Source organism: Acidobacteriota bacterium (genome assembly GCA_016208495.1).
Lineage (GTDB): Bacteria > Acidobacteriota > Blastocatellia > Chloracidobacteriales > Chloracidobacteriaceae > JACQXX01.
Genome location: JACQXX010000111.1, coordinates 24,239 through 42,824 on the forward strand (window position 1 = coordinate 24,239; position 18,586 = coordinate 42,824).

Annotated in this window: 13 protein-coding genes; 3 read left to right on the top strand and 10 right to left on the bottom strand. The window is 51.1% G+C overall.

Annotated features, from left to right (window positions below; all coding sequences use genetic code 11):
* Positions 1–78 precede the first annotated feature (78 nt).
* The 6 genes from HY774_23045 to HY774_23070 form a co-directional block, all read right to left on the bottom strand.
* Entirely contained in the window at positions 79–927 is an 849-nt protein-coding gene (locus tag HY774_23045) for a DUF4384 domain-containing protein (protein ID MBI4751366.1), read from the bottom strand.
* A 180-nt stretch (positions 928–1,107) separates the two neighbouring features.
* A complete protein-coding gene (locus tag HY774_23050) occupies positions 1,108–2,844 on the bottom strand; it encodes a protein kinase (GenBank protein ID MBI4751367.1) in 1,737 nt (578 codons plus the stop codon).
* 170 nt (positions 2,845–3,014) lie between these two features.
* The gene (locus HY774_23055; protein ID MBI4751368.1) at positions 3,015–4,316 is read right to left on the bottom strand and encodes a caspase family protein; all 1,302 of its coding nucleotides are present in this window, start codon (positions 4,314–4,316) and stop codon (positions 3,015–3,017) included.
* A 123-nt stretch (positions 4,317–4,439) separates the two neighbouring features.
* Complete coding sequence (locus tag HY774_23060) at positions 4,440–6,167, bottom strand: M48 family metalloprotease (protein ID MBI4751369.1); 1,728 nt, start codon at positions 6,165–6,167, stop codon at positions 4,440–4,442.
* A gap of 161 nt (positions 6,168–6,328) precedes the next feature.
* Entirely contained in the window at positions 6,329–7,948 is a 1,620-nt protein-coding gene (locus tag HY774_23065; GenBank protein MBI4751370.1) for a hypothetical protein, read from the bottom strand.
* A 207-nt stretch (positions 7,949–8,155) separates the two neighbouring features.
* Positions 8,156–9,562, bottom strand: a complete 1,407-nt coding sequence (locus tag HY774_23070; GenBank protein ID MBI4751371.1) for a M20/M25/M40 family metallo-hydrolase — start codon at positions 9,560–9,562, stop codon at positions 8,156–8,158.
* 302 nt (positions 9,563–9,864) lie between these two features.
* Between HY774_23070 and HY774_23075 the strand changes: the two genes are divergently transcribed.
* Both HY774_23075 and HY774_23080 read left to right on the top strand, forming a co-directional pair.
* Positions 9,865–11,037: an AAA family ATPase gene (locus HY774_23075; GenBank protein MBI4751372.1), complete on the top strand. Its 1,173-nt coding sequence runs from the start codon at positions 9,865–9,867 to the stop codon at positions 11,035–11,037.
* 888 nt (positions 11,038–11,925) lie between these two features.
* Positions 11,926–13,518, top strand: coding sequence for a hypothetical protein (locus tag HY774_23080; protein MBI4751373.1), 1,593 nt, complete (start codon positions 11,926–11,928; stop codon positions 13,516–13,518).
* 181 nt (positions 13,519–13,699) lie between these two features.
* Here the strand turns inward: HY774_23080 and arfB are convergent, their stop codons facing one another.
* The gene (gene arfB / locus HY774_23085) at positions 13,700–14,131 is read right to left on the bottom strand and encodes an aminoacyl-tRNA hydrolase (protein ID MBI4751374.1); all 432 of its coding nucleotides are present in this window, start codon (positions 14,129–14,131) and stop codon (positions 13,700–13,702) included.
* Between the two features lie 661 nt (positions 14,132–14,792).
* On the opposite strand from arfB, the gene HY774_23090 reads away from it, so the two are divergent.
* Complete coding sequence (locus tag HY774_23090; protein MBI4751375.1) at positions 14,793–15,194, top strand: nuclease A inhibitor family protein; 402 nt, start codon at positions 14,793–14,795, stop codon at positions 15,192–15,194.
* Between the two features lie 196 nt (positions 15,195–15,390).
* On the opposite strand, the gene HY774_23095 is transcribed toward HY774_23090, so the two are convergent.
* The 3 genes from HY774_23095 to HY774_23105 all read right to left on the bottom strand — a co-directional run bounded on the left by HY774_23095 (position 15,391) and on the right by HY774_23105 (position 18,550).
* Positions 15,391–16,410, bottom strand: coding sequence for a hypothetical protein (locus HY774_23095; protein ID MBI4751376.1), 1,020 nt, complete (start codon positions 16,408–16,410; stop codon positions 15,391–15,393).
* Positions 16,411–16,547: 137 nt separating this feature from the next.
* Complete coding sequence (locus tag HY774_23100) at positions 16,548–17,738, bottom strand: glycosyltransferase family 2 protein (GenBank protein MBI4751377.1); 1,191 nt, start codon at positions 17,736–17,738, stop codon at positions 16,548–16,550.
* A gap of 65 nt (positions 17,739–17,803) precedes the next feature.
* A complete protein-coding gene (locus HY774_23105) occupies positions 17,804–18,550 on the bottom strand; it encodes a hypothetical protein (protein MBI4751378.1) in 747 nt (248 codons plus the stop codon).
* Between the last annotated feature and the right edge of the window lie 36 nt (positions 18,551–18,586).

Here is an 18,586-nt window from a genome sequence, read left to right on the forward strand (position 1 = left end):
CTGGTGTTTGGTTCTTCGTTCTTCGAAAGCATTGATTTCTAACCACTAATCACTAACCACTAACCACATTCTTCATCCTCACTGATGCACCAGATTCACCTGGGCGATAAGCAACGAGGCATCCGCAAAAGTATTGATTTGAATCAGCGACGGATCCGGGTCGGTTGGCTTCAAACCGAAGTCGCGCTGAATTGCCAGACCTTCGCCAGCCGTCAGTGACTGGCCCAGGCGGGTTAATTTGCTCATTTGTTTGGGAATACTACTCAAATAGCCTTCGAGTTGCTGCCAGGCGGCCAGCGGAGGCTTCCACGGACAGGCGGCTGGAAATTGCTGACAATAGGCCAGTAATTCATTTCCAATCGGGATTCCCGGAAGTGGCGCACGTGCCACGACAAAATACAGGCGTTCAATGGCCGGTTTATTGCCAAAATAAAACCATTGCAGTTGAGGGTTTAGCTCGCGACTCGAAGGCAACTCCATTGGGACATGCGCCAGAATCTGGTTCAATCCGCGACTGAGTCGAACATCCGGATACAGCATCACCGGTTCACCGTCATTTTCGCGGTAAAAAACATACACAAAACCATTGGTATTGGGCTCCAGGACAAACCGTAACGCGTCACCCGCCTGGAAAATCTGGGATGGATCAACCCGAACGGCCATTCCCGTCGGATTTCCCCGCAATCTGGCATAGAGCGAAATTCCAAGTCCCAGGCGCGGCACAGAGAGCGGAAATCCGATTTTAGGTGGACGCTTCCCCTTTGTAACAGGCGGTGTAGCCGGTTTTTTCCGGGTTACTAAAAACGCACTTCGCACGCCCTCATCTGTCTCCTCATTAGTTTGAGACGTATCCTGAGCCAGCCCCAGGGGACCAAACAGTCCAATCACCAGTACCACAACCATCCACAATAAAGATGTGCGCCGCATAATGCCCCCTTTTGAATGAAGAATTGAGAATGAAGAATTGAGAAAGTACATGGTGACTGGTGCTTAGTACTTGGGAACCAATATTTTCCAAGAACCAAGAACATTCTTCATTCTCAATTCTTCATTCTTCATTCTTCATTCTCAATTCTTCATTCTTCATTCTTCATTCTTCATTCGATCTTACTTTTCACGTTTTATCTCAATCTCAAACACAATCGGTTTTCCAGCCTCCCTGGATTCAGGCAACGCCAATCGAATGACAGACTCATCTTCAATGGTTCGCTTGAGTTGCACCTGATTTGTCTGACAAAACTCGTCAAAAGTTTTGACTTCTCCCGCAGTCAGTGCGGTTCCAGATTCCCTGGCGAAAAACTTTGGCTCTTTCAACTGGGTTGGCGAAAGAATTATCGTGAACCGGGTTGTCGGGCTGTCATCTCGAAGCCCAATCCAATGCTCTTTTCCGGCTGGGAATTCAAATTCCTGGTTCGCCAGCAAACGATTAGTCGTCAGTCCCGTATCAATTGCCGGTTGTGACGTCAAAAACGTTGTTTGGGTTTTATCTTCCCCAGGTGCAACCAGATAGAGATATCCATCACGAACCGGAGTCAATTTAAACTTAAACACTTCGTCGGCTTTGAAAGTTATTTCATCGGTTGTTTTCCGAGTTTTTCCACCCTGATCAACTTCCAATGTCAGGGCGACGACCTCACCTCGAACATTCCCGGTTATCCCGCCACTTCCCTCAGCATTTCCCGCAATGTACCGATAGGCAAGAAACGAACCAGCAATTGCCAGTACAGCCACTACTCCGGCCCACAACAAACTGCGATTTGCCCGATGATGAACCGCAGATCCGGCTGGTGGTTGGAAAGATCCAATGATCGGTGGTGGACCTTCCGGCTGGATCGGTTGGAAATCTGAAACTGGCGGCGATTGATACCCAACTGGCGCTGGCTGAGGATGAAAGACTGGTGATTCAATGGTTTCGGCCATTTGAGTGGCAGCCAGTGGCGGTGGCGTTTCAACTTTGAGCGCCATTCGGGTTCCGGGTAGCTGCGTAGGCCCTACCCCACCAGGAATCAATGTTTTGGCTGACTGTTTAGCTAAAACTGGCTGTGCCGCCTCACGAAACATCTGACGCATCACTTTGGCTGAGGCCGGGCGGCGCTCCCGATCCAGGGCCATCGCCTGTTGCAAGATTCCCGAAATCTCCTGTGGAACTCCTGGGTTGAGCCGATGAACCGGAAGCATTGGATCCGGCTCGCCATTGGCCACGGTCATCGCCCGCGTTACTGAATTGGGCGGAGATTCCCCTGAAAGCAAATGCCAGAGCGTGGCGCCAAGTGCATAGAGGTCGCTCCGGGCATCGGTGCTGATCTGATCAATTTGTTCTGGCGGCGCATAATTGACGGAATATCCAGCGACGCTGCTGCCGCCACCGCCTCGGGCCATTCCAAAATCAAGCAGGATGATCCGACCTTCAGGAGTCAACTTTAAATTGGCGGGCTTGATGTCGCGATGAATAATCGGCGGCTGTTGAGTGTGAAGATATTCGAGCACGTCCAGAATCTGATCCGCCCAGTCAAGCACCTGACTCAGTGGGAACGGTCCCGGCTGGCGTTCGGCCATTTGCTGCAAATCTTCGCCTGGAACATAAGCCATCACCAGAAAAACACCGTCGCCTTCGCTGAAATAGTCACTGACCTTTGGAAGTGCCGGGTGAAACAGTCCCGCCAGGAGTTTGGCTTCGCGTTCAAACGCCCGCCGTAAACGCTCGTCCTGAAACAGGGTCTCTTTGAGCGCCACCACGTTGCTGAGTCTGGTATCAGTGGCTCGATATACGGCCCCCATGCCACCTTTCCCGAGCAAGGATTCAATCCGATACCGATTTTGCAGAAGCGATTGGAGTGCAAGCATGGTGGGACCTCCTTTTAGGGTTTGGGGCTGAGGGCTGAGGGCTTGGGGTAAAAACAGAAAAAGACAAAAAGGACTAAAGTGACCAAAAGGACATAAACTCGAAGACCTCGAACCCCGAACCCCAAACCCCGAACCCCGAACCCCGAACCCTGAACCCTGAACCCCGAACCCTACTTCACAATTGCCAGTTGCAGTCCGTCGTTATTTCCGACAGCCGCCCGTGGATGCTGCCCGGTGAGTTCAGCCGTAATGCCTTTTTGTCGGAGCAACTGAATGTGACTCTCAACCGCTTTTGGAACTTCACCCCGGACGTACTCAAAAATTTCACCAGCGGTGACCAGGTTATCCCGATCCACATCCGCTGCTCCTTTGAGCCCTTTCAACAGAAAATAAGTAAAGACACCATGCCCGTCCCAAACCTGGCTTTCATATGACTTTTCGTCAATGTCGCTTGAGGTCAACACCGCAATTCCTTGCGCCCCATAAAGCAGGCTTTCAAAATCCTGGTTGATCAAATTCAACCCGAAATCCCGCATACCAAAGCCACCTGCCTGTGGATCGCCAGCCAAACCGGCGCTGTGACAGGTATCAATGAAACAAACCAGCCGTTTCGCCCGCAGATCCTTGGTCAAGCGGTCACGGAGCAACGTCATCGGGAGCGCCGACCGGGTAAAATCCTGCCCGGTGTCATAGGTCATAAAGTAGCGGGTTTTGCGGCTTCCAGGATCGGGGCCGCCATGTCCAGCCAGAAAAAATACCAGTAAATCATCTGAAGTCACCTGCTTGACCACGGTTTCAAGTGCTTGCTGGATACCGCCTAACGTGGCTGATTCATTTTCAATCAACAGAATATTTTCCGGTCGGAAACTTCCTCCCTGGCGACTCAGCAGAAAGTCACGAAACGCCCGTGCATCGGCATCAGCAAATTTGAGCGAATTGCCATGGAGATAGCGCGAAATCCCAATCACCAGCGCATATTTTTGACCAGTAAACTGCACGACGGAGCTGCCTGGCTTTGGTATTCCCACCCCCGACAGGCCATAGGGCGTCGAAATGACACAGGCGTTATACACTTCGCGCCCATCGGCCAGCTCGGCCAGCACTTCGATTGAATTTTTCCCTTCACGCAACAAAAACCCTGGCAATCGCCGCAAGTCAATCTTCATCAGTTTGCCCGCTGGCGTGTTGACCTTATCCAGAATCCGATTGGCTGCCTGCCCATTGATTGACAGGAAAATGCCACCATAGGTCACCTGGTCCGCCAGCGGTTTTGGAATTAGCACTTCAAGTCGGGTCAACCGGGTATGCGGAATCGGGATTTGTGGTGGCACAAACTGGGTGGTGTTCAGTTCGGGAAACATCACCAGAAACGGCAGTTCCTGAATTTCCCCTGGTCGTATCGAAGCCACCGCGAACGGAACAACCAGCAGTAAACTCACAATGGCAATCAACAGTCTGGTGTGGGTGCGCATGGCCATCTCCTGGACAAAAAGGACAAAAAGGACAAAAAGGACAAAAGGGACGAAAAGGACAAGCGTCGAAAACCCGGAACCCGGAACCCGGAACCCGGAACCCGGAACCCGGAACCCGGAACCCTAATTTTTCTTCCCTGGGTTCTTTTGAACCTGTGTGTTTGGCGGCGGCTGGTTGGCAGGCGGAGTCGTCACCGGGCTGGATTTCATCACCACGGGAAAAACCTCCTGAGCCGTGACATTGCTAGTTGGCGGGACAAACCAGGCCGTTTCTCCGGCTTGACTCATGTAGTCATACAAAATGTCCATATTTGGTGGAACACTGCCGCCATTGTTGAGCTTATAGAGCCGGACATATTCTTTGATGTAGCCAACGGCTTCCGGAAACTTCGTTGGGTCACTGGTATCGAGCAAACTCAACGCCTGTTGCAGCCGAATTCCAGGCATTGACCCACGTGTTTCGTCCAGCTTGAGCGCGGTGGCAAATTCGCGCCGGGCGCGTTCTCGTTCCTCTGGTGTGCGACTGGTTAATTTCAGCACCCGTCCAAGGTAATAGTGCGCTTTGGCATCGTCAGACCGGATTCGCAACGACCACTCAAGGTTTTTGCGAGTCATATCAAACATGTCGTAGTAGAAAGCCACCACACCATTATCTCGTTTCAATTCAGCCATTAACACTTCAAATTCAGAATGGCTGCCAATCAATTTCCCCTGGCTGGAAAGTTGTCGGATCGTATTTTCGTTTTCCTTGAGCAGCAGTTTGACACCTTCATTGCGTTCATACACGTGCTGCAACGAAGACATAAACCCAAGCCCGACTCGTTGGTCAGCCAGCACGGCATTGTACAAATTGACAAAGAGTTTCGGGACTTCCTGCACGTCAAACCCATTAGCCAGACAGTTTTGAAAAGCAAACCGGTCGGCGTCATCTTCGTCGGCAATGTTCCATTCGGTAATTCGCACATCCCGAATGGCCAGGTCGCCGATCAAATGGCCCAATCCGTAGCCGAGCGAGGCCCCTTGATAGGCACCTTGCAACCCGTCTGATTTCGCACCCAGCGCCAGTCCACCCAGCGCCATCAAAGCGCCAATTCGCTGCCGTTTCTTTTCCTTATCTTCATTTTTTTCGGCCAGGGCAATCGGCAGCATGGATTGATAAAACCAGTGATCCATTTCAACGTGGGCAATTTCGTGGCTCAGGATGTAGGCCAGTTGGGCTTCGTTATCGAGCATCCCGAGCAATCCGGTTGAAAGGTAGATCGTCCCAGTTGAGAGCGAGTCAGCTCGTGGGAGCGGATCTTGTAGAATCTTAAAGGCATAGAGCTTTCGGGAATTTGCCGGTACCAACCGATGACCAATTCGACTAACATAGTCCTGCAGCATCGGGTTGTCATATAAGGCATCCATCCCGCCCGAAGAAGCCTCAGCACCACTGGAACGGGCGGCAAAGTTGCCTCCTTCGCCTTCCAGGTCGCCCATCACGCGAAGTGGTGGACGGGTATTGACCCGAAATGCCTGAAGCTGATGGGTGCGCCGCATATCGTTATAGGCCCGCACCACGTCAGATTTAAAATCCATGTCCGCATCCTCTTTGCCCTGGAGTTTTTTGAGGCCATAGTCCTTTAACTCCAGAACTTCCTTGATGTCCTTGCTGTATTCGCGAAGTTTCTTTTGCTCCTTTTTGGTTTTGTCATCCTGCGGATATGGTGCTGAAGTAGCTTTAATCTCCAGCGACAGCACAATCAAACCGGCGGCCAGGAGCAGAATCAACAACTCAATAATGCCACGCAGCAACAGCGTTTCTTTATATCCAGGTTCTTCAAAGCGATGGGGAAGATGTATGTGTCCCATAACGAGCCCTCCTTTCCCCTCACCATATGAATTATGAATTATGAATTATGAAGAAGTTAAGTGATTTGATTTTAATGAAATGGAACTCCATTCATCATTACATTCCGCTTCTCATCCAGCTTGTTCCTGATTTTCATAATTCATAATTCATAATTCATAATTCATTCAAGACTGCCCAGTTGTTCTGGATCCCACTGACTGATGGAAGGTGTTCCCACCCAGGGGCCAGCCGACCTGAAGAGATGTTGACGTAACCAGCGGGCAGTTTCCGGGTTGCGTCGGAGTGATCCATGGTCATCCCAGTTCCACGGACCTGAATAGAGCCGGTACCACGATCCCCGCACCAGATTACCCGCTATTGGCCATTCACGGTTGTGGTCAAAGTATTCGAGCGTGGTGGTGCCGAGCTTAACCCCCAAGGCCGAGTCAATACCGACCATGCCGTCATTATCAATTTCGCCGTCAGCGGCACGAGTTGAATACCTATTGTCGGTATTTGGACGATTTTCCCCTGAAGGTACAAATGTCGGCAGCAAATCAAACAGGCTTCGCGGCTCGCTCCGCCATGGAACTTTGAGATAATACAGCGGAAAAAGTTCTGGCTGATCACGAGGTTCAGAGAGTTCGCCAGGTGGCAAAAGCGTCAAAAAAGCTCGTCGAACCCAGTCCAGATCGCGTGACGATGGCGGCACAAGTCCCCAGTGATTTGGCGTCCCAGGCGTGGCATGCAGGGCATAATCCAACGACATCAGGCCAATGGTTTCATACAATGTTTTGGTGTCTTGCCCACCGACTTCGCCAGCCAGCGTGACCGGATCACGATTTGGATCATCAAAAAACGTGCGGCCTGGACTTCGGCTGCCCAAACAATAAATCGGAATCAAACTTGCATCGGTTCGGCAAGCCCGTTCCGGTGCCAGAGCGCTAATGTTTTGATTGGCCCAAAAGTCAGTTCGCAGATGGCGTGTTGAATCCGAATCGGCACCTAACCAGCCAATCACGTGCTCGCGTGGGGAATTCATCCCGGCCAGGGCATAAAATTCACGGAGTGGCGAGGGGTTTTGACCAAGGAATTGTGCAATTTGTGTGAATTTATCAGCCAGTGGCGACCCTTCGTGCGGCGTTCCCAGGGTAACCGCAAACAGGGTTCGATCCCGGAGAAAATCAGCCTGGGTTCGTTCTCCCGCCGTCAACCGAATATTGTTTAGGGCTTCAATCGGGTTACTCAGAACATACCGAATCACATTGCCGCCCATGCTATGGCCAACCCAGATAATTTGCGGCTGAACGTCACTCACCTGAGCCAGTTGCGTGTATTGTGCATAAACCTGACGAATGATGGCCCGCCCCTGACTGGCCAGGGTTTCAGAGCCATTTCGATAGGTCAGCAGGACGCTCAACTCAGGTAAGCGACGTGAAGTTTTGACGGCTTTGAGGGCTGAATCTGGAATTATAAACTGATCCAGAGACTCAGAATCACGCAATCTTGCCTCCGTCCACGTTTCAGAGTTGAGCCGAACACCTGACACTGTGCTCAAATCCGAGGTGGCCCCAATCAGGTTTTGAACAAAGGTGTACTCCCAATAATTGCAGGCGTGCTGGAGCGTCCCAATGTGTTTTTCTGGGTGATAGCGGGGTTCATCGGTTGCACCGTGAACCAGAATGATCAGTCGAGGCCGGGCTGATTCAAAAAATTCTGAGGATGGTTTTTGAGCTTGAGCACCCGTATCAATAAAAAGTAGGAATAAAAGCAAGGGAATCAACAGGCGTGCAGTTTTCATACAGACCTCCCGCAGTCAAAAGATGAAATCACGCGACACCGGAGGCGGAATTTGAGCCAGAAGTAATCTGCAAGAAATTGTCTGCAAAGCCCGTACCACGATTTTCTCCCGACCTGATCGGGGCTTGATCAAATCAAAATAGTGAAAAAATCTGGTTCTTTGCGCAAGATTCCCCAGTGGTCGGGTTGAATCTGGCGCTTATGGACATTAGTCCCGAGCTAACGGTTCAGGTAAATCAGCCAGAATAAAGGCCAGTACGGCCAGTGCCGCTGTGTTTTGAGCCAAATCATTTGGATTGATCTTGTCCAGCGTGTCAGCATGGGTGTGGTGAAAATCAAAATAATGCGTCTGGTCAGAATCCATTCCAAAGCTGGGAACTCCGGCGGCAGTCAACACCGAAATATCAGCCCCAGTCCGATCCTCATGGCGAATCCGCTGGGCGTCAATGCTTTTGAGAAGTACGGCGATCTGTTCTACAGTCGCCAGACTCCGACCTTTTCCGGTAAATGAAAAGCCGGCTGTCCGCCCGGCGCCGGAATCACATTCGATAGCAGCAATGTGCTTTTCAAACTCTGCTTTATGGGCATCAGCATAAGCTCGTGCCCCTCCAAGTCCATTCTCTTCATTGGTAAAGAGTACCACCCGTATGGTTCGCCGGGGTCGGAGATTTAGTTTCTTCAAAATACGGGCAGCTTCCATGGCCATCACGCATCCGGCCCCGTCGTCATTGGCGCCACTACCGACATCCCACGAATCAAGGTGGCCGCTCATAAGCACAATTTCATCTGGTTTTTCCCGCCCGCGAATTTCCCCAATCACATTGGCTGATTCAACCTCGGGGAGCATATGAGCTTCCATCATCAAGGTCACGGTTGGTTTCTGCCCGACGGCACAAAGACGGGTCAACAAATCGGCATCTTCAGGTGACAAAGCCGCCGCTGGAATGGCTGGAAATTCAGCAGCATAATGAGTGGAACCAGTGTGGGCAGTGCTGAGGCTTCGGGTTGTGACGGAACGAATCAAAACAGCAACCGCCCCTTGCTGTGCCGCAGCGGTTGGTCCCTGGCCGCGATATTCTACGGCATCACCGTAGGCAGTGTCCGGTGCCAGGTCTTTTCGCATGGCATAGCTGTACAACACGATTTTCCCTTTGACGGCGTCTCCGAGGGCCTTCAATTCTTCAAAGTCACGGACCGCCACAACTTCCGCCGTAATGCCTTCACGAGGCGTTCCTACCGAGTTTCCCAACCCCAACATGGTCAGTTTCTGCTTTTTTGGGGTGAGAAGCTGACAACTTTCATTCCCACGCACCCAATGGGGCACTTTTGCAGGTTCAGCCTGGACCCGATCCAGCTTGTCTGCCTGCATGGCAGCAACGGCCCATTGAATAGCCAGGTCAAGCTGTGGACTGCCGCTCAGTCGGTTGCCAATGCGGTCGGTTAAATATTCCAGCTTGGCAAAATCACCGTGGTCAACCATAGCGGTTCCAATGATTTTGGCGGCGGCTTCTCGATAGTTTTTTTCTATTTCGTTAGATGCCAGGGGACTTTGAGCCAGCAACGGCGACCAGGCACCAAGCCAAAAAAAGCAACATACAACAGCAACAATTCGCATGAGAAGAAAGTCCTTTACCGGATGAAAGGGAATGTTGAAAGTGAAAAGGGTGTCTACACCAATAGCCATTCCCTTTTCTACCGTCCTTACCGAAAAGAAATTGATTTTTACACATTTTGTAAGCGGAGGACCGGGCTGGAGAGCCTCTCTGCCTCTCGACCCCAAAATACCTGCATCAAAGATACCAGTTGTTTCCTTAACACCTGTTTTTCCCCGCACAAAATCCAGGGAGATCAAAGATGTGATATGGTTGGCCAAATTGCCTTTCTCTCAAGGCTAAACCCTAACCGGTACAATTGTACATGAACACCAACGAACTTGAAAAAACAACGCAACAGGCAGCCGGATCGCTTCGAGCGGCTGTCACTCAAGCCAGCCAGGGTTTGATCGAACGTGAATCCCTGGTGGAGACGATTGTTCTGGCGGCAGTGGCTGGCGAACATGTCCTTGTCATCGGTCCACCTGGAACCGCGAAAAGTGAGGCTGTCCGTCGGGTTGCTCAAGCATTGGGCGGTCAGTACTTTGAATACCTGCTAGGACGATTTACAGAACCCAGTGAAATTTTTGGCCCCATTGACCTCCAAAAACTGAAATCCGGTGTGGTCGAAATCGAAACTGCGGGCATGCTGCCCGAAGCTGAAATTGCATTTCTGGATGAGATTTTCCTTGGGTCAACGGCTATTTTAAATACACTTTTAAATTTGTTGAACGAACGGGTCTTTCGACGTGGACACACCCGAATGGCGGTTCCGCTCCGAATCTGTGTCGGCGCATCCAACCGATTGCCGGATGATGATTCGCTGGCAGCTTTTGCTGACCGGTTTTTGATTCACACGTTTGTGGAACCAATCCCTGACCCACGGCTTGAAGAATTACTCGAAGGCGGCTGGTCACTGGCCGGCCAGTCAGCCTTCCAGTCTCCTGGCCAGTCGGCATCGGTGGCAGACCTTGACTTACTGGCAATAGCAGCCCGGAAGTGTGAGATGGGAACAGTTCGGGGAATTCTGGCCCACGCCATTCGGCGGCTTCGACAGGCTGGGGTGCTCTTGTCTGATCGTCGGGTTGTCAAAGCACAGCGGCTGGTGGCTGCCGCCGCGGTGCTCGCTGGTCGAAATCAACCAGCGGAAAGCGATGTCTGGCCAATTGTGCTGACCGTGCCAACGCTTGAACAACAGGCCGTCGCCCGCGAATCGCTCCGCGATCTGCTTCAACACACCCAAAATCAGGCACTGTCATCGCTGGCTGAAGAAACCTCCCAGGGACCATTGGCCAGAGCCACGCGGATTGCCCGTGCGGCAGAACACCTGCTCACCATAAAACCCACCACTCCTGAAGCACTCACCGAATGGAAATTAAAACTCGAAGGAATTGCCCGTGAAATAGATGCCTGTTTTCTCCCAGAAAAACTCCCATCAGAACTGGTTGAATTTCGTCAGAAAATTGTACTTGAAATGATGCCGAAAACGTCGGGCTGAAAAAACCAGGGCTTGGGGCTTGAGGGATGAGGGCTGAAGAACGTGGCTGAAGAATTGGTTTTATTTCATCCCTCATCCTTCATCCCTCATCCCTTCCTTTGCTCCGAGCTTGCGAGTCTTCAGCCCTCAGCCCTGGTTTTTACAGCCCCAACTTGGTGTACCCGTGACCAAACTTGGTGTACCCGTGCCCAATTTAGAGGTTTCAGCCAGGAATTTTGGATCAAATACTGATTTTGTCAGGCAAATCAATTCCGAGTAAATATTCAAAAAATCTCTTAATTAGATCAAATTAGAAAAATAAATAGATGCTATCTATAGCTCAATTTGAACTGCACTGGCGAAAACAACCAGAACGGAGCTCAGTGCGTTGCCTTATAAGATAAAACTTCGGTGGAAGTCAGGCTTGGTGTACCTGTAACCAGACTTGGTGTACCCGTGACCAAACTTGGTGTACCCGTGACCAGAAAGTCTAACCAACTTGGTGTACCCGTGACCAATATTTGGTGTACCCGTGACCAAACTTGGTGTACCCGTGACCAGTTTTCAAACCAGATTTAACTATATCTTCCATCACTGGTTGTTTGACTTTTCCACAGGGAGGGCGAAAGAGCACTTGGTGTACCCGTGACCAGAACTTGGTGTACCCGTGACCAGAGCCGAATCCGCAAACCTTTTATTTTCAATGGTTTATCCTGTGGAAAAAAAACTCCTACTTTCTTAAATACTTTGTGTAAATACATGAAATACAAAATACACACACACACAATCCCGCCTGCGCGCGCGCGTGCCGCGCCATGCGCGCGAGGCGGTCTTGGTGTGTGCTTGAAAACTTGTGTGTGTGTGTGTTTTTCTCTTTTTCAAACTTCAAACAAAAACACAGGTCCCACTTTGGCAAGCGAGGTAACCAGCCGGTTTATGCTCTTCCCAGAACACCCTCTCGACGACGAAACCACAAACCTGGACGTCATTCGTCCTGAACTCAACCTCGAAAAGTGGCCGGCGCTCTGGCAGCCGATCCAGTCGAAGAACAAACAAAACAAAGTCGTCATCGAACGCGAGGTGATGCAGCTCAACAACAAGTTCCTGGCCCGCGTCGTGGCCACGGCCAACAGCGAGTATGGCCCGCTCACGACGGAGGATCAGAAGCTTTACTACGCACTGCAAAAAATCTGGGAAGACAGTGGCCGCCAGCGCCGGATCGTGTTTTCGCGCCGACGCATTGCGACGATTTTGGGCAAACAATGGGGGTCAAAGGTATCAAAGGCCATTAACGATTCGCTGTTCCGGCTACGGGGCACGCTCTTCGTCTGGACCGACTCGTTTTACGACAGTACCAACCAGAAAACCATCAAAACCCTGGGCACATTCAACATCCTTTCAGACCTCAAAATCGCCGAGGAATCGGTGGATGGCCACCGCACGACCGAGGAATGTTACTGCGAATTTCACGAACTGATTTACAAGAATTTGCTCAACGGATACACAAAACCTCTTTTGTTTACAACAGTTGTGAGCTTTGAGGATGGAATTGCCCAGATGCTCTACAGCCACCTGGACCTGATGCTGGCCAACAACGACCACTACGAACGCCGAACCCGTGAACTCTTTGACGATTTGCAACTCCAGGGCAACGAATACAAGTTCGTCTCACGCCGTAAACGCACGCTGGAGCGTATTTTACCGACTTTACAAGACAAACCGACCTCACGTGGAGGCGTCCTGCGACTGGTGCTCGACAAAACCCGCGGCGGCAAGGATTTCAAGCTCATTGTGGAGCGGGCTTACCTTCATAACCCCGAACCAGTGGGGGATCAAGCACCGATTTCCGCCAACCAAACCAATCCTGCTGCGCCCATCATCACTGGGGACGACCCGGCTGACGGCGGGGAACCCCCCGAGTCTGCCGAACTGGTTCAAGCCAGACTGGACCTGGATCAGGAGAGCGATGACCTGGTGCGATATTTCCTGAAAACGTTTCGCATCAACCGCAAACACCCCCGCCCAACCGAGCTGGCTGAGGCCAGGGAGTTGATTTACGAGTACCAGTTGACTCGCGAAAAAAGCCGGTGGATTGTGGATTTCAGCCTCAAGGCGTCGAAGGAAACCCGGTTTGTTCCCAAGAGTTTCAACGGGATTGTGCAGTACACCGACCAGGCTCTGGAAACCTGGCAACTGAACTTGCTCGAAGCTGAAAGCCTGCCTGTGCCCCCGGCCCCGCCGACTCCGGAGCCTGAAGACCCAATTCTGGCCGCCGAAAAGGCCGAGATCGAGGAATCTCAGCGGCTGGAAACGCTTGGCGAAGAGCTTTTTTCCCGCCTGTCCGAGGGGGAGCGCATCTCACTGGTGGCCTCCGAACTCGAAACCCTGCGCAAGTCGGAGCACTGGAAAGTCTATGCCCGGATGGAAAAAAACGTCCTCCACGAGCACATTTCGTGGCTGGTCGGTCGCAAGCTGGCGTTGCAGGAACTGGGGCGGTTGTAAGGGAAATCTCAGGAAGGGAAATTTGAAATCGGGTTTATTTGACTTTTACGGGGTTTTTGAAGGCCGGGATATGTAATGTGTTGATGAGTAGGTGAAAAATCGCTCAGTGGTCAAATAAACGCAATTGAGCGCTATGCTGGCAGGTGATTCCCACCCGGTTTTTGAGTCCCAGGTGAAAAAATCAATCGAAATCCGGTTTTCCAGTGCGAATTCGCTTGGTCTGGCCGCGCCTGGTTTTTTCCGAGATTCGCCGTTCCTGACTCGCTCTGGTCGGGGCGGTGGGTCGGCGTGGCCTGGGCGGTTCGAGTGCATGCAGGATCAGTTTCCGGAGTTTTTCGCGGGCGTCGTCGAGATTGCGGGCCTGATCGCGGGACAACTGGCTGGTGATGAGCACGGTATCGCCTCCCACCAGTCGCGACCCAGCGAGGGCGGACAGGCGTTCTTTGACGCCGGTGCCCAGCACGGCACAGCCGGCCAGATCGAATCGGAGTTCAACGCAGGTCGCGGTGGTATTGACGTGTTGACCCCCTGGACCTGACGACCGAACGGCTTTCCAGGTCAGGTTTTCGGTTGGAATCGTGATGAATTGGTTGATTTCGAGAGGTTCCGCCATAGCTTTTTGAGAAATTGAAATCTATTTTTTTCGAAAAAAATTAGCAAATAAAACAAAAAAAAATCAATGATTAAATTGGCTGTTATTGCTGCTTCGACCGGATTTTGTGTTGGCGGCAAATCAGCCGAACCCACTGAGTCAGTACCACCCGCGTCAGTGGGTGGGTCGGCGTGCTTCTCACCCAACCCGCTCACGCAGGTGGTACTGACACGTTCTATTTTTGTTGCAATTGAATTTTTAAATTAATTTACCCCAAGACCATCACTGTTTGGAACTGACTGGCTGAGAAGGAGGTGGTTGCCTTGACCTGAATTTGATTCTAAATTGTCCTGATAGAATCTCTAACTTATTCATAATAAGATAGTTCGATTAGGGCTTGAATCGTGTAAAAGTCCAATTCCTTTCTCTGGCCCGGCCTTTGCTCATTGCGCTTCCAACCGCAGGTAACCCTGCTATTTCTTTTCTTCTGGAGGCCAAAAGAGCTACAATGAAACCAACCTGGACCCAAAATCAATTTTTCTTGATTTGTATTATCTCCTGTTTTTTGCCTGTCCTTTTGACAGCATCTCCGGCTGAGGCAATGACGCTGACTCGTCCCGTCAAATCCTCTGTCCAATCCGCACAACACACACCACCCAAACGAAAACAATCAAAATTTCTTATGGAACAGAATACAAACCAGCCTTCACTGCTTCAGGAATTGCAGCAAGCCTCAGAGGGTTTGCTGTTTATGAGTGAAAATGACTACCCCTTAACAGCTTTTGTGTGGGAAAAAGCGGCGGATGGTTTTAATACTGACGTGTTGTTAGCCAAATCCGGGCATCCAGCCGGAACGCTGGTTGAGACCCGGACAGTTGATAATTTCTTCCGCAACGCCATCCGCGATGATTTGTATGGAGAAGAAGCCGCTGCCCGATTTCGTCAGGTGCTTGAATTACTCAAGACACGCTTGACGGATATTCAGGTGTATCGCCTGGGAGAGATCAGCATTGACGTCTTTGTGGTCGGAAAAACCTCAACTGGCGACCTGGCCGGCTATAGCACTCGCGTGATCGAAACCTAAAGGAATGAAGAATTGAGAATGAAGAATGAAGAAGAACCAGGTTCCTGGTCTCGAAAACCCGGAACCCGGAACCCGGAACCCGGAACCCGGAACCCGGAACCCGGAACCCGGAACCCGGAACCCGGAACCCGGAACCCGGAACCCGGAACCCGGAACCCGAGTTCTTCTCCATTCTCAATTCTCAATTCTTCATTCTTCACTCCGTACTGCCGCCTTTTTCAGTCAGAACCCAGCCAAAGATGATGACTTCAGGTTCAATTCGAATCTGACCGGCGGCAATCACGCTTTTCTGGCGAAAGGTATCTCCCACAGTGGTGCCAGATGCCAGATAAATCTCTTTTTCAGAAAACACATTGCCCAGAATCTGGCTGTTTACCCCGAGGAACATGCTTTTTCGAGAAAATATGTTTCCTTCGATTCGGACTCCGGCCCCTACGGTCAGAGTTCCGTGGGTTTTGATATTGCCAAAAAGTGAACTATTTTCTCCAATCTCCAGATCTCCATATACCACCAGATCACGGCTCAGGATGGTGTCCTTCGGAAGGCTGAGTTTGCGGTTTCCCCATACGACCGCCTGATCAATGGAAGAAGGAAGCGGCAATCCAGTTTTCTGAGTTGGGATACTGGCTTTGGAAGAAGTCGTTTGAATCGGAAGCCCCCACAAACGATGAAAGTGACAACCTTCTTCCAATTGAAGCTTTCCTTCGGCTGTGGCTGATTTTCCCAGGACACAGTTGTTTTTGAGATATAAATTTCCTTCCACATCAATCCACTGATCAATCTGGCAATGAGCCCCAATCCAGGTATCAGCATCAGCCGCCAGACAGGTAACGGTGGTGCCGGTGCCCAGGGTGACTCCATCTGCAAAATAACAATCTCCGAGAAGACATTTTTCCCCAATCGTTGACTTTCGGCGAGCGACGAGCAAAACCGATTGATTGGAGTGATCGGCCAGCGTGAGAGTGTCAAGGATTTTGAGATGAGGTTCAATCAGGAGCTGGTCCTGGAGCGAGCAGGTGGCTGGTTCAAGTGGGTTTCGCTCCAGTCGGTGAAGAAGCTGAGCTCGAAACTGCCTCCCAAAGTACCGTGGGTCACGGCTGTATTCGGGATCAACCGCAAGCGGTTTTCCATCCTGTGGGCGGCGGAGTTCCAAAAGTCCCGGCACCAGCGGAACACCTAATAAAAGAACAAAAGCACAGGCGATAAGAGCCAGCATAAGAATGAAGAATGAAGAATGAAGAATTGAGAATGAAGAATGAAGAAGAACCGGGTTCCGGGTTTTCGAGACTAGGAACCAACAACCAGGCACCAAATATTTTCTTAATTCTACATTCTACATTCTACATTCTACTTTCACCTCTTGAATTCTTCATTCTTTTGAAATCTGGCGGTTTTATCCCAGACTGGCGTCCGGCGTGAGGCTAAATCGAGGACAGCATCCCAAAAACCACACAGCACCACCCAGGTATTGAAAATAAACAAGATGAACAAAAACGGGAGCATTCGCAGGCGATTGGTCATTCCATCCAGGACGCCGGCGGCTCCAGCTTGAAAAAACGGGGCAAAGTTGCCGCACGAATTGTATTGCACCACGAGTAGTATCAAGACCATCCAGGCGGCAACCGGTTTGGCCCCAAACAGGAACAAAACCAGATTGGCCAGAAACCCACTCAACATGAAAACTGGGAGGGCATACATCGCCAGAACCAGCAAGCCGTCCGTTTTTTGCCACAGGGTCAGGTTTGATGATTTGACCAGAGGCCAGGCATAGCGAAAAAAGACCTGATTATGACCCCGCGCCCAGCGACGGAGCTGCCGATAGCGAACTTCCCAGGTTTCAGGGACTTCTTCATAACATTCCGCCCGATTCGCATAAGCCACCCGCCAGCCAGCCAGATAGAGTTGAAAGGTGAGATGGGTGTCTTCAGCCAGCATTCGTGGGTCAAATCCGCCCAGTTTTTGAATCACTGATTTGCGAAATCCTCCCACTGTGCCGCCATACTGAGGAATTAAATCAAGCGAATATCGGGCTTGCTGGTCAATCTGGTATCCGGCGGAGCGTTCAAAATCAAGCAGTCGGGTGAGGATTCCGGCTGAAACATTTTTGGGAATCACACGGCCCATTACCGCGCCAACTTCCGGATCCAAAAAGGCAACCGCCAGACTCCGCAGAAGCCCACGGCTGGGTTGATAATCAGCATCAAACACGAGCACGATTTCATGCGCGGCACAAGTCAGGGCTTCATTTAAGCCGGAAGGTTTGCCGCGCTGACCAGTCTGGCGATGGAGCGGTTGGATAAATTCAAACCGGCGGGCGTACCCGTCCAGGATTTTGGCCGTCTGGTCTGAGGAATGATCGTTGATGGGAATGATTTCGAGTCGGTCGCGTGGATAGTCGCTTCGAAGCAGGGTTTCCAGAATTTGGGCCGCAACGACTTCTTCGTTGTGCATTGGAATCAAGACCGAAATGGCGGGCAAATCGCTGTCGAGAATATCTTGATAATAGAGGCGTTGCGGACGAAACAGCCGGTGCAGCGTCAGCATCCAGTTGCGAAAAGTGTAGACAATCGCCACCCCAACCACCAGGAGAACCCAAAGCTGGAGTATGGCTACCATTGCCAGATTTTCTCCTGGTTCGGCGATTGATTCATGGTGCTTGACACCAGCGACAAAAAGACGGCAAAGAACCCAGAAACCAGCACAATGTCGAGCAAGGGACCCAAAAAGCAATAGAGGTTGAGAATGAATGGCGTTCCCATCCAGGTCAGCACCCACAGGCACATCACATATTTCACGGCTGAGAAGAGAAACGCATATCCCAAAACGCCAGCGAGCAGAATCCCACGCCACCACCAGGCAGCCGGAAAGCAACAACTCAAAATGCCCAATAACAACGGTGCGGTCAGCCACAGCAAAACCGCTGTTTGAAGATAAAATAAACTGAAGGCGGCGGATTGATCTTTGAGCGGCAGAACCAGCCATTCCCAAAGTACTGAGATTCCAATGAGCAAAAAATTTGCATTCACAAAATAGCGAAGCGGCAGTTCAAAAAGCTTACGAAGTGTAAGCAGCGCGATTCCTCCCATTGAAACACCCAACCAGAGCCACAGTCGTCCAACCGATTGGACCTCCAGTTGCGCAACTGGTATCACCGCGGAAGTCCCTTGCAAGTAAAATAGCTCAAATGAAACCGGCAACTGGCTGGCTTGAACCAGGTAGGTGACCAAAAAACGATATTGACCAATAAACCACGAACGGTGCCAAACCAAAGCCAGCTCCATCAGACCCAGAATGGCAACCGATGTTGCCACCATCCGAGACGATGGAGCGACCAGATAACGGTAGGCACGGTTCATAATGAAGAATGAAGAAAGTGGTTAGTGGTTAGTGAT

Excerpts from the sequence above, each read along its gene's own strand:
- HY774_23055 (MBI4751368.1), bottom strand. The coding sequence starts at position 4,316 with ATGCGCACCCACACCAGACTGTTGATTGCCATTGTGAGTTTACTGCTG.
- HY774_23090 (MBI4751375.1), top strand. The coding sequence starts at position 14,793 with ATGGAACAGAATACAAACCAGCCTTCACTGCTTCAGGAATTGCAGCAA.
- HY774_23060 (MBI4751369.1), bottom strand. The coding sequence starts at position 6,167 with ATGGGACACATACATCTTCCCCATCGCTTTGAAGAACCTGGATATAAA.
- HY774_23045 (MBI4751366.1), bottom strand. The coding sequence starts at position 927 with ATGCGGCGCACATCTTTATTGTGGATGGTTGTGGTACTGGTGATTGGA.
- HY774_23100 (MBI4751377.1), bottom strand. The coding sequence starts at position 17,738 with ATGCTGACGCTGCACCGGCTGTTTCGTCCGCAACGCCTCTATTATCAA.
- HY774_23050 (MBI4751367.1), bottom strand. The coding sequence starts at position 2,844 with ATGCTTGCACTCCAATCGCTTCTGCAAAATCGGTATCGGATTGAATCC.
- HY774_23065 (MBI4751370.1), bottom strand. The coding sequence starts at position 7,948 with ATGAAAACTGCACGCCTGTTGATTCCCTTGCTTTTATTCCTACTTTTT.
- arfB (MBI4751374.1), bottom strand. The coding sequence starts at position 14,131 with ATGGCGGAACCTCTCGAAATCAACCAATTCATCACGATTCCAACCGAA.
- HY774_23070 (MBI4751371.1), bottom strand. The coding sequence starts at position 9,562 with ATGCGAATTGTTGCTGTTGTATGTTGCTTTTTTTGGCTTGGTGCCTGG.
- HY774_23105 (MBI4751378.1), bottom strand. The coding sequence starts at position 18,550 with ATGAACCGTGCCTACCGTTATCTGGTCGCTCCATCGTCTCGGATGGTG.
- HY774_23075 (MBI4751372.1), top strand. The coding sequence starts at position 9,865 with ATGAACACCAACGAACTTGAAAAAACAACGCAACAGGCAGCCGGATCG.
- HY774_23095 (MBI4751376.1), bottom strand. The coding sequence starts at position 16,410 with ATGCTGGCTCTTATCGCCTGTGCTTTTGTTCTTTTATTAGGTGTTCCG.